This window comes from Qipengyuania sp., assembly GCF_042095715.1.
In the GTDB taxonomy this organism is placed as follows: domain Bacteria; phylum Pseudomonadota; class Alphaproteobacteria; order Sphingomonadales; family Sphingomonadaceae; genus Qipengyuania.
This window is the reverse complement of sequence record NZ_JBELMO010000075.1, coordinates 1-10143: the sequence shown is the minus strand read 5'-3', so window position 1 is coordinate 10143 and position 10143 is coordinate 1. Positions and strand designations below refer to the sequence as shown.

Genomic DNA, 10143 nt, shown 5'->3' with positions numbered 1-10143 from the left:
GCTGGCGCATGATTGCATCGCCGAAAGCGATCTTGCCGCCGGGCGGTACGACGGGGCGAGCGTGGCCATCGGCGCGGTGGACTGGGAAACGCTGGAGCAGGCGGAGCTGTGGCGCGGCACCATTGCCGCGATTGCGCGCGAAGGGGCGGCGTTCTCCGCCACGCTCGCCTCCGCCAAGGCCGCGCTGGCGATAGACCCTGTGCCGCGCAGCAGCCCGGGATGCCGGGCCGGTTTCTGCGGACCGGGCTGCACGCTGTCGCCCGCGCGATTTACCCATCGCGCCGTGGTCGGCGGCGTGGACGGCGGGCGCGTGATTCTCGCCGGGCTCGATCGGGCGCCGTTCGCCGAAGGCTCGCTGCGCTGGCTCGACGGTCCGCTCGCGGGGCTAAGTGCCACGATCCTCGCCGCCGACGACATGGGGCTGCTTCTCGACAGCGATCCGGGCGTAATTGCCTCGGGAACGCGCGTGCTGCTGCGCGAAGGCTGCGACCATACCATCGCCACCTGCGCCGGACGTTTCGACAACGCTGTGAACTTCCAGGGCGAACCCTTCCTGCCGGGCACCGATCTGCTCGCGCATTATCCGCAACCGAGGTGATGCCATGAACCCCGAAACTTTCGCCACCCGCGCCGAGGCGCTGGTTGGCGCACCGTTCCGCCTGGGCGGACGCGACCCGGCCAGCGGGCTCGATTGCGTGGGCCTGATCGCCTGCGCTCTGGGCGGGGTGGACGCACCGACAGGCTATGGCCTGCGCAACAGCGCCATTCATCGTCACCTCGCCTTCGCGAAGCGCGCCGGGTTCCTTCCCGCCGGGGGGCTTTTCGCGCGCGGCGACCTGACCCTGGCGCAACCCGGCGCAGCGCAGCACCATCTGCTGGTCGCGCTCGGGCCGGACCGCTTCGTCCACGCCCATGCCGGGCTGGGCCGCGTGGTGGTGCTGGATGGCGAGATACCCTGGCCGGTGCTGCGCCACTGGCGTTTCGCCGAAGCGGGAGCCTGAGCCATGGCCACTATCGTATTCGGAGCGCTGGGCACTGCCATCGGCGGGCCGCTGGGCGGGGCGATCGGTAGCCTGCTGGGCCGCGAAGTGGATCGCCGGATGTTGGGACCGCCCAGCCGGAAAGGTCCGCGCCTGACCGAGCTTGCCGTCACCTCGTCCAGCTACGGTACGCCGATCGCGCGCCATTTCGGCGCCATGCGGGTCGCGGGCACGATCATATGGGCCAGTGATTTCCGCGAGACCGGGACCACGACCGGCGGCGGGAAAGGCGCGCCCAGCACCACAAGCTACAGCTATTCGGTGTCGCTCGCGGTGGCTCTGTCCAGCCGGCCGATCGAGCGCATCGGGCGCGTCTGGGCGGACGGCAATCTGCTGCGCGGGGCGGCGGGCGATCTGAAGACCGGCGGGACATTGCGGATTCATACCGGTCACGGCGACCAGTCGCGCGATCCCCTGCTTGCCGCCGCCCTGGGGGAACGCTGCCCGGCGCACCGGGGGCTGGCCTATGCCGTGTTCGAGGATTTGCAGCTGGCCGATTTCGGCAATCGCATTCCCGCGCTCGCCTTCGAAGTGTTTGCCGATGGCGGCGGGGAAGGCCTTCTCGCCGCGCTGACCGAGGATATCTTTGCGATCCGATCCGACCCTCTGCCCGCCGCCGCGTCGATCACGGGCTTCTCCCACGACGGTGGCAGTTTGGCGGCGGTGATGGAGGCAGTCGGCGAAGCGATCCCGCTGGTCGTCGACGGCGCCGGCAGCGTGCTTGCCGTTGGGCCAGAAGGCGATGGGTCGCAGGCGCTGCGGACCGGCGCGCCCATTGCCTGGGCCGATGGGGAATTCGGCACCCGCACCGGCACCCGACGCGACCGGGCCGGGGAAGCGGGCCCCACCACGCTGCGCTATTACGACACCGGGCGGGATTATCAGCCGGGAATGCAGCGCGTGACCGGCTCGCCGGCAGGGATCGCGGAACGAACCCTCGAACTGCCTGCCGCACTCGACGCGGGCGGCGCACGCGCGATGATCGGTGCGCTTCACCAGCGCGAGCGGATGGCGCGGGATCGGTTTTCGCTGCGCCTGTCCACCATCGACCTGCGGATGCGACCGGGCGCCGCCGTGCGGGTGTCCGGCGCCCCGGGGCTATGGCGTATCGAAAGCTGGGAATGGCGCGATGGCGGAATCGAGCTGGCGTTGGCGCGGGCCGTGGAGGGGGTCGTTTCGCAAGGTGCCGCCGCCGATTCAGGGGCAGCCTGGGCCCCGCGCGATCGACTCGCAGGGGACACCCGGCTCGATGCCTTCGAACTGCCGTGGGACGGCAGCGGATCGCCCGATGTCGCCCGCATCCATGTGGCGGCAGGATCGACCGGCGGGCGCTGGGCGGGCGCAGAACTTTTCGCCGAACGCGCTGGCGCGCTGGTCTCGCTGGGCGGGACCGGACCGGTGCGGGCCGTCGCGGGTGTGCTTGCCGCGCCGCTTGCGGGCTCCCCGGCGCTGGTTTTCGAGCCCGCCGCCTCGCTGGAGGTCATGGCGGACGATCCCGATTCCGTCTTTCCGGCTGGCGATCTCCTCGGAATCCTGGGCGGTTCGAACCGCCTCCTCGTCGGCTCCGAGATCGTCCAATTCGCGGGGGCACAGCCGCTCGGCGAAGGGCGCTGGCGCCTCACCGGGCTATTGCGCGGACGCGGTGGAACCGAGGCTGAGGCCTGCGAAGGGCACAGCGCCGGGGCCCGGATCGTTCTGCTCGATTCACGACTGCGTCTGTTCGGCGACGACGCGATCGATCCGACCTCCGAACGGCTTGCCGCGATCGGCCTGGGGGAAACAGACCCCGTGTTTGCGTCGGTCACCACGCCTGGTCGCTCGCGCCGGCCCCTGTCGCCCGTTCATGCGCGCGTGGCGGCGGAAGATGGCCAGCTAGCCTTGTCCTGGACGCGGCGTGCGCGCGGTGCATGGACATGGGGCGATGTCTCGCCGCCGCTGGTGGAGGAAAGCGAAAGTTATGAAGTTGGGGCGGGGGACCCCGCCGAGCCGCTGCGTTCGTGGGAGTCAGGAACGACGCGGCTCACGCTGCCGACCGCCGACCTCGATGCCCTGCCACCGGGTACTCCGCTCTGGGTACGCCAGCGCGGCACTTTCGCCCGCTCAGATCCGACCCTTCTGACCATCCTCGATTGAAACAGCCTTCCCGGAGAATCTTGCCATGACCGACCCCCTTTCCCGTACCGCGCGCTTCGACCTGCCTTATCTCTTCGCGGGGCAGGCGCAGCGCGAAGTCTTCGTGAACGAAGCGCTGGCGCGTATCGATACCGCGATGCATCCCGCCATCGCAGACAGTCTTGCCGAGCCCCCTCCCAACCCGCAGGAAGGCGACTGTTACCTAATTGTCGCGCCGGCCGGCGGGGCATGGGAGGGCCAAGAGGGGGCCCTTGCGTCGTTCGGAGCCGGGGCTTGGCAGCTGCAGAAGCCGCTTGCAGGAATGCGGATTTGGGATCGGCCCCGTGCGGCGTGGGCGCACTTTGACGGGGCGGCATGGAAAACGGCCGAGATGCCGCCCGCTCCCGAGGGCGGCGGCACGATCGACGCGGAGGCCCGCGCCGCCATCACGCAAATCCTCGACAGGCTGCGCGAGGTCGGCATTTTTTCTTTGCCGTAACCGGAACCGCTTGCAGTTCACCGAGTTTGGGGGGCGGAGGAAAACATCATCCGGACAAAGAACACCAGCAAAATTGCCCTCACTTGCAGCGGCATTATTGCAACAGTTCCCGGATTTTGTTCGCTTGCCACCCATCGGGGTAATAGTTAGAAACCCGCCACTCGGTGGCTCTATATTCGCAAAAGGGGAATACAACATGCGGAAATTCGTCATAGGAATGGCGATGGCATCCACGGCCCTCGCCACTCCGGCGCTGGCCAGGGACGATGCCTGGTACGTCGGCGTCGAAGCCGGTGCCATGATCGTCGAAGATATCGAATTCGACATCAACAACACCAATAACACGGTAATCGATGGAAGCCAGATCGACTCCGATGTCGGTTATGATTTTGGCGGCTACGTCGGTTACGACTTCGGTGCCTTCCGCCTTGAGGCTGAAGCAAGCTATCGTCGTGCCGAGTTCGATACTTTTCTTGCCGGGTCGAATGGTGTTCTTAGCAACGGTATTCGGCGGACTGCCGGAGTCTATGAAGACGCTGGCAACCTCGACATTCTGAGCTTCATGCTCAACGGCCTTCTGGACTTCGGGGATGACGATGGTCTCCAGGGCTCCGTTGGTGGTGGTGTCGGCGTAGCCCGCACTAGCGTCGAATCTGTCCTGACGACCGGCAGTCCGACGATCGATGATTCCGATAGCGGTTTCGCTTGGCAGTTGCTTGCTGAAGTTCGTGCTCCGGTAAGCGACAACTGGGACGCTGGTCTGCGCTATCGTTTCTTCAATGCTACCGACGTCAATCTTGTCGACGTTGGCGGTAACACGCTCAACGACAGCATCCGTACCCACTCGCTGATGGGCACGCTGACCTACAACTTCGGTGAGCCGGCTGCTCCGCCCCCGCCTCCCCCGCCGCCTCCCCCGCCGCCGCCTCCCCCGCCGCCTCCTCCGCCGCCTCCGCCGGCTCCGGCATGCGAGTCGGGCCCGTACATCGTGTTCTTCGACTGGGATAAGTCGGACATCACGCCGGAAGCCGCTACGGTTCTGGACAGCGCGGTTTCGGCCTATGCAAACTGCGGCACGGCTTCGGTCATGCTGGCCGGTTACACCGACCGTTCGGGTACCGTTCAGTACAACCTCGGCCTCGCAGCACGCCGCAACAACTCGGTGCAGGATTACCTCACCTCGCGTGGCGTCCCGGGTGGCCGCATCTCGAGCGAAGCCTTCGGCGAAGCGAACCCCCGCGTTCCGACCGCTGACGGTGTGCGCGAGTTGCAGAACCGCCGTGTGGAGATCACCTACGGTCCGGGTTCGGGCATGTAATCTTCCGCGAAATTCGCGACAATGGATCAGGGGCCGGAGCAATTCGGCCCCTTTTTCGTTGTCTGGATTGTACCACAGCAACCGATGGGAGCATTCCATGCCATTTCAGACCCGCAATCTTCTTATGTCACTGGGCGCCGCTTCGGCTCTCGGCGCCTGCACCACCATGGCGGACGTACCGACCGAGCGGGTCGGGCAGGCGACGCTGAGTTATGCCAACGGCATGCCGGCCGGCACGGCGCAGCTAATGCGATCTGGCGAGGGGCTTTCGATGGCAGTGGCTGTGACGGGCATGAGCCCCGGAACCCATGCCTTCCATCTTCACACGACCGGCAAATGCGAGGGGCCCGACTTCACAAGCGCGGGGGGTCACCTCAACCCCTACGACAAGAAGCACGGCACCCTCGATCCGATGGGGCCGCATCTTGGCGACATGCAAAACCTGGAGGTCAATTCTTCCGGTGCCGCGACCGCCACCGTCGACATTCCCGGAGAAAGAGCCGGCGCCCTACAGGAAATCTTCGACGCGGATGGGACCGCCGTGGTCATCCATGCAGGTGCCGACGACTACCGGACCGATCCGTCGGGCGCGGCAGGCTCGCGCATCGCCTGCGGGATCATGCGCCCGGCCTGACCCTCAGGTCGCGCTCGCGGGCGAAATATCCTCGCCCGCGGCGCGAGCACGTTCGATCACGCTCGCATTTGCCATCGGAACCAGTCGAATGGCTGCGATAAGCAGGATGACGCCGATGGGCACGACCACCAGTGTGGTCATCATGCCATAGCCGAGATCGTCGCCGCTGATCGCCGAAACATAGCCGGCCATAAACGGACCGATGCCCAGCCCCACGAGGGTGGTCGAGAGGAAGAAAATCGCTGTCGCCATACCCCGCATCCGCGGCAGCACCAGTGACTGGCTGCTCGCCGCAGCGGCACCCAGAGCGGAAGAGGCCGTCATCTGGGCGACGAAGCTCGCGACGTAGAATGTCGTGATGTCGGGTGTAGTGTAGGCAAGGGCAATGGGCGGAACGGCGGTCACGAGGCCGAGTAGTATGACGACGACACGTCCGCTTGCAAAACGTTCGAGCAGGTAGTCGGCAATGCGCCCGCCAAAGATGACGCCGATGAAGCCCGCCACCGCAGATGGGCCGCCAAGAAACCAGCCCAGGTCGCTCTTGTCCGCCCCCAGCACGCGCTCGGCGTAGGGCGCGCCCCAGTAGGACGCGGCATAGGAGATGAAGGCCACGGTCCCATAGCCCAGCACCACGGTCAGAAACGCCGGCGAACCCCAGGTGAGTGCAAAGGTGGGTCTGTCGCGCGTCCGCAAGGCGAGGGCCCAGCTGAAGACCGCGTAATATCCCACGCCGAGGAAAAGCCACTGATCGCTGATCCCGGGTATGATGGCCGATGTGGCGGGGGCAACCGTCGAAAGGGCGATAATGGCGGCGATAAAGAACGCTGCGCCAGCTGCGTTGAACGCCAGATCCCGAACGCCGCGCCGCGCCGCGCCGATAAAGGTGAAGGGGGGAATGACCTGGAACAGTTCGTTGAAGAACCCGCGGAAGGGGTGCGGATTTTCGGGCGTCGGGAGCCCGTCGATCGCGCCCCGGACGGGTTCCCGCAAGGTAAGGACCCAGAGGGCCAGCAAAAGGCCCGGAATGCCGACAGCCATGAAGGCGGCTTGCCAACCGACGATGTTAAAAGGGCCCCCATCCGGATAGGCGGCGTTCCAGTTTTCCACCACCAGAGCGCCGATGAGAAGCGAGATGCCACCGCCGAGGTACAGACCGGAAGAATAGATCGCCAGCGCCGTGGCGCGCAGCCGCGCGGGAAACCAGTCCGAGATCAGGGAATAGGCCGATGGGCTGGCGGTCGCCTCGCCCACACCCACGCCGATGCGTGCGGCGGTCAGCTGGGTCGCGTTGCGCGCCAAACCTGAAAGGGCCGTCATCACGGACCATAGTGCCAGGCCGATCGAAAGCAGCCGCGTGCGCCGCCAACTGTCCGCCAGCTTGCCCAGCGGGATGCCGAACAGGGCATAGAAGACCGCAAAGGCCGTTCCATAGAGGAAGCCGAGATAATCGTCCTCGACCCCTAGGTCGGCCTTGATGTCGTTCGCCAGGATCGAGAGGATCTGACGATCGATGAAATTCAGCACATAGACTAGGACGAGTACACTTAGCGCGTACCAACTATAAGCCGGCACCTTGGCGGTAGCGGTGTCCACTCCCTGGGGCACCTCATTCTCGGAATTGCTGATCGATTTGCTCCCTCACGCCCCCGCCTTATCCGGCGGAATACGGCGTGGTATCTGCTACGCCTGCGTCGTCAAAGCCTTTTCGCCGCAAGCGACAGGAATCGCACAGACCGCAGGCGCTACCGTCGGGCTGGGGATCGTAACAGGACCAGCTCCACGCGGGGTCGAGCCCCAGCCGGTCGCATTCGCGTGCGATATCCGCCTTGCCCAGTTCCTGAAGCGGAGCATGAATGGTGAAGGGCGCGCCTTCGACGCCTGCCTTCGTGCCGAGGCGCGCCGTTTCCGCGAAGCTGGCGATGAATTCGGGCCGGCAATCGGGGTAGCCGGAATAATCTATCGCGTTCACCCCGATGAAGATGTCGCGCGCTCCGCTCGCCTCCGCGAAGGCGGTGGTAAGCGCCAGAAACACCAGATTGCGCGCCGGCACGTAGGTGAGCGGAATACCCTCCTCGACCCCGCCCTTGGGTACGTCGATGTCGGCGGTGAGGGCGGAGCCGCCAAAGCGGGTGAGGTCCAGGGGAAGCACGACGTGATGTTCCGCTTGCAGCCTGCCCGCTATATCGCGCGCGCTTTCGAGTTCGCGGCGATGGCGCTGGCCGTAATCGATGGTGAGCGCGTTGATCGCATAGCCTTGCTCGCGAGCGAGAGCTGCGACCACCATGGAATCGAGCCCGCCGGACAACAGAACGACCGCGCGCGGTTTGGTATGATGACTGATCATTACCGTTGGTTCCCGCTCAGTGTCAGCGGCAGGCGCCCGTGCGCCGGGCCTCGGCGTGGAACTGGAACGGCCGCCCTGCGGCTACGCCCTGGCTTTCGATCTGGACCAGACCTCCGGTTTCGCGCCGGATGCTGGTACGGCCGTATCCATTGCCTTTGCAGGTATACTGGACGGTCAGCCGGTCCGCACTTTCCTCGACCACATACCGGCTGCAGCTTGCCGAACCATGACGAAGCTGAACCAGTTCCGCGGCATCGCGAAGACAGATCGACTTCGTCGGCCCGCCATCGCGCGAGCTGATGGCCCATTGACCGGGCTCCAGCTTGCTGAGCAACGCCATCGCATCGCCCTGCGCGGCAAGCGGCGTCAGCGCCGCCCCGCCGAGAAGACATGCGCCCACAATTCCGGACTTGGAGATCGACTTCATGGCAAGACCTTCGTTAGCTGTGACTGCATTGCCTGACCCGGGCCGCTTGTCGTGCGCGCTTCGATGAAAGGCTAAGCAAGATCGACCGAATTTTCCAGAGCCTTGATGCTCAGCCCGTGATGGCGAATTCTCGCGAACAGAAGGCGCAATCGACCACGATCACGCCGTCGTCGTTTCGCATGTCGATGCGATCGTCTTCGGGAAAGCGCGCGATCACGCTTTCATAATATTCAGCCGAGCAGCGGCAGCCGCGCATCATCAGCGGGCCGCGGAAGACGCGCACTTCGTCCTCCTCGTGGAACAGTCGCCAGACGATCGCATCCAGTGAAAGGCTGTTGTCGAGCAGTTCCTGATGTCGAAGCGACCCCGCCATGACCGCCACATGCTCCCATTCGGGATGATCGAAGCGCGTGTGCAAACGCTCGCGTCCTTCCTCTCCCTCGGGCAGATGCTGGATCAGCAGACCCGCGGCGCGGCATTTGCCCGGTTGGGCCGAGATCGCCAGGCGGATCAGCGTGGGCACCTGCTCGCTTTGGAAAAAATAAGCCTGGCATGCCTCTGCAAGACTGTCTCCCTCCAGCGGCACGATGCCCTGATAGCGCCCGTTCTTTCCCGGCAGGTCGAAGGTCAGCGCCAGATAGCCCTTGCCGAAAAGTGCCTGAAGCGAGGGATTGGCGCCGAGGGTCGTCAGCGCTTCGGAATCGAAGTCGGCATATCCGCGCAGCTCGCCATCGCGGTAGTCGCAAACCAGCAGACGCACCGGCCCGCCCTCGGTCTGCGCCTGCATGGTAAGCTGCGACCCATCATCCTTGAGCAAGGAGCCAGCGAGCGTGGTAAGAACCAGTGCTTCGGCCAGAAGATGCGTGATCGGCGGCGGATAGTCGTGCGCGGAAAGGATGCGATCGAGCACGGCATCCAGCCGCACGGCCCGGCCGCGCGCGTGGCGGGTGGGGATGGTGAAGCCCAGCACCCGATCGGAAAAGGTTTCCGGAAGTGTTTCGTTCAAACTCATGGCGGCAATATGGGTATGCCGGCACGAGAGGGAAGGTTCACAGAAGGCCGAAGCACCACAACAGAATGGATTTCTGCGCATGGATGCGGTTTTCGGCCTCGTCGAAGACCAGTGATTGGGGGCCCTCGAACACGTCCTCCGTCACCTCCTCCCCCACGTGCGCGGGCAGGCAATGGAGGAACACGGCCTTGTCCGCCGCGCCGGCCATCAGACGGGCATCGACCTGATAGGGTGCCATGGCCGCCAGCTTGTTATGCGTATGGTCCTGCCCCATCGAGACCCAGGTATCGGTGACCACGACATCCGCGCCCGCAGCCGCCGTGGCCGCATCCTGCGTGAGCGTTACGTTCGATCCGGCCCCCCGCGCCATGTCGACGAAAGCGGAGTCGGGCTCATAGCCCTGGGGCGTGGCTACGCGGACGTTGAACTTCATCAGGGCAGCTGCCTCGAGAACGGAATTCAGCACATTGTTGCCGTCTCCCATCCAGGCCAGCTCGAGCCCCGGAAGTGCCTTGCCGTGTTCGACCAGCGTAAGCAGGTCCGCCACGATCTGGCACGGATGCGAGCGATCCGTCAGGCCGTTGATCACCGGCACGCTGGCGTGGCGCGCGAGTTCCTCGGCCTTCTCATGATCGTCGGTGCGGATCATGATGCAATCGACCATCCGGCTGAGCACGCGCGCGGTGTCCGCGATACTTTCGCCGCGACCAAGCTGGCTCGTTCCCGAATCCAGAATGACTGCCGTACAGATCGGAAG

The 10143-nt window shown here is 65.3% G+C and carries 11 protein-coding genes; 6 read left to right on the top strand and 5 right to left on the bottom strand.

All coding sequences use genetic code 11. The features are described from left to right. The 6 genes from ACFDTG_RS14120 to ACFDTG_RS14095 form a co-directional block, all read left to right on the top strand. A partial coding sequence (locus ACFDTG_RS14120) for a DUF2163 domain-containing protein (RefSeq protein ID WP_375291649.1) occupies window positions 1-598 on the top strand: 598 nt, incomplete at its 5' end. A gap of 4 nt (window positions 599-602) precedes the next feature. Continuing rightward, window positions 603-1001, top strand: a complete 399-nt coding sequence (locus tag ACFDTG_RS14115; RefSeq protein WP_375291648.1) for a peptidoglycan endopeptidase — start codon at window positions 603-605, stop codon at window positions 999-1001. Between the two features lie 3 nt (window positions 1002-1004). Beyond that, window positions 1005-3173: a phage tail protein gene (locus tag ACFDTG_RS14110; RefSeq protein ID WP_375291647.1), complete on the top strand. Its 2169-nt coding sequence runs from the start codon at window positions 1005-1007 to the stop codon at window positions 3171-3173. Between the two features lie 25 nt (window positions 3174-3198). After that, window positions 3199-3651 carry a DUF2793 domain-containing protein gene (locus ACFDTG_RS14105; RefSeq protein ID WP_375291646.1) on the top strand — a complete coding sequence of 151 codons (453 nt, stop codon included), beginning with the start codon at window positions 3199-3201 and terminating at the stop codon, window positions 3649-3651. 196 nt (window positions 3652-3847) lie between these two features. Further along, the gene (locus ACFDTG_RS14100) at window positions 3848-4969 is read left to right on the top strand and encodes an OmpA family protein (RefSeq protein WP_375291645.1); all 1122 of its coding nucleotides are present in this window, start codon (window positions 3848-3850) and stop codon (window positions 4967-4969) included. 97 nt (window positions 4970-5066) lie between these two features. After that, window positions 5067-5603 carry a superoxide dismutase family protein gene (locus ACFDTG_RS14095; protein WP_375291644.1) on the top strand — a complete coding sequence of 179 codons (537 nt, stop codon included), beginning with the start codon at window positions 5067-5069 and terminating at the stop codon, window positions 5601-5603. Between the two features lie 3 nt (window positions 5604-5606). Here ACFDTG_RS14095 and ACFDTG_RS14090 read toward each other — a convergent pair whose 3' ends face one another. The 5 genes from ACFDTG_RS14090 to argF form a co-directional block, all read right to left on the bottom strand. Further along, a complete protein-coding gene (locus ACFDTG_RS14090) occupies window positions 5607-7196 on the bottom strand; it encodes an MFS transporter (protein ID WP_375291643.1) in 1590 nt (529 codons plus the stop codon). Between the two features lie 58 nt (window positions 7197-7254). Then, window positions 7255-7947: a 7-cyano-7-deazaguanine synthase QueC gene (gene queC, locus ACFDTG_RS14085; protein ID WP_375291642.1), complete on the bottom strand. Its 693-nt coding sequence runs from the start codon at window positions 7945-7947 to the stop codon at window positions 7255-7257. 22 nt (window positions 7948-7969) lie between these two features. Further along, window positions 7970-8374, bottom strand: a complete 405-nt coding sequence (locus ACFDTG_RS14080; RefSeq protein ID WP_375291641.1) for a DUF3617 domain-containing protein — start codon at window positions 8372-8374, stop codon at window positions 7970-7972. Window positions 8375-8483: 109 nt separating this feature from the next. Beyond that, on the bottom strand, window positions 8484-9386 hold the full coding sequence (locus tag ACFDTG_RS14075; RefSeq protein WP_375291640.1) for an Hsp33 family molecular chaperone HslO: 903 nt from the start codon (window positions 9384-9386) through the stop codon (window positions 8484-8486). Window positions 9387-9423: 37 nt separating this feature from the next. After that, window positions 9424-10143: ornithine carbamoyltransferase (argF, locus tag ACFDTG_RS14070; RefSeq protein ID WP_375291639.1), on the bottom strand; the 720-nt coding region annotated here is incomplete at its 5' end.